The sequence below is a fragment of the Salinicola sp. MH3R3-1 genome, assembly GCF_001937155.1.
GTDB classification, from domain to species: domain Bacteria; phylum Pseudomonadota; class Gammaproteobacteria; order Pseudomonadales; family Halomonadaceae; genus Salinicola; species Salinicola halophyticus.
The window spans coordinates 1-1,099 of record NZ_MSDP01000052.1 but is presented as its reverse complement, the minus strand read 5'-3'; the positions used below and the strand labels follow the sequence as shown (position 1 = coordinate 1,099).

Annotated in this window: 1 rRNA gene and 1 pseudogene; one reads left to right on the top strand and one right to left on the bottom strand. The window is 55.6% G+C overall.

Annotation, left to right across the window (positions count from 1 at the left end):
- Positions 1 to 687, bottom strand: a 16S ribosomal RNA gene (locus BTW08_RS18160); the annotation flags it as partial.
- Positions 688 to 703: 16 nt separating this feature from the next.
- On the opposite strand from BTW08_RS18160, the pseudogene BTW08_RS19275 reads away from it, so the two are divergent.
- A pseudogene (locus BTW08_RS19275) lies at positions 704 to 946 on the top strand (transposase); the annotation flags it as partial.
- Positions 947 to 1,099: the final 153 nt, after the last annotated feature.

Below are 1,099 nucleotides of genomic sequence, written 5' to 3'. Positions count from 1 at the left end.
GGCCCGGGAACGTATTCACCGTGACATTCTGATTCACGATTACTAGCGATTCCGACTTCACGGAGTCGAGTTGCAGACTCCGATCCGAACTGAGGCCGGCTTTCTGGGATTCGCTCCATCTCGCGATCTCGCAGCCCTTTGTACCGGCCATTGTAGCACGTGTGTAGCCCTACCCGTAAGGGCCATGATGACTTGACGTCGTCCCCACCTTCCTCCGGTTTGTCACCGGCAGTCTCCTTAGAGTTCCCACCATTACGTGCTGGCAAATAAGGACAAGGGTTGCGCTCGTTACGGGACTTAACCCAACATTTCACAACACGAGCTGACGACAGCCATGCAGCACCTGTCTCAGAGCTCCCGAAGGCACGAAGGCATCTCTGCCAACTTCTCTGGATGTCAAGGGTAGGTAAGGTTCTTCGCGTTGCATCGAATTAAACCACATGCTCCACCGCTTGTGCGGGCCCCCGTCAATTCATTTGAGTTTTAACCTTGCGGCCGTACTCCCCAGGCGGTCGACTTATCGCGTTAACTGCGCCACTAAGTCCTTAAAGGTCCCAACGGCTAGTCGACTGTAGTGGTTCACTAAAACCGGACACCCATTTAGGTGGTATCGTCACCACCAAATTACAGGTGATCCATGGCCAGACAACGTCGTTCATTCTCCACCGAGTTCAAACGGGAAGCCGCCGGGCTCGTACTTGATCAAGGCCACTCCGTAGCCCAAGCCGCTCGCGCCGTCGATGTCGGTGAAACGCCTTTGAGACGCTGGATTGATCAGTTACGCGCTGAGCGCGGTGGCGTCACGCCCAAGTCAAAAGCATTGACGCCCGAGCAGCAGCGAATCCAGGAACTCGAGAGCCGCATCAACCGGCTGGAACGGGAGAAAGCGATACTAAAAAAGGCTACCGCTCTCTTGATGTCGGACGATCTCGATCGTACGCGCTGATAGACCAGTTGAGTGAGCAGGAGCCTGTAGAAATGGTCTGTAGCGCCTTCGATATCGCGCGTTCGAGCTATTACGAACATCGCCATCAGCGGTCCCGGATCGATGTCGAGCGGCTGGCGTTGCGCGCGACAGTCGCTGAGCTGTTCAACCAAA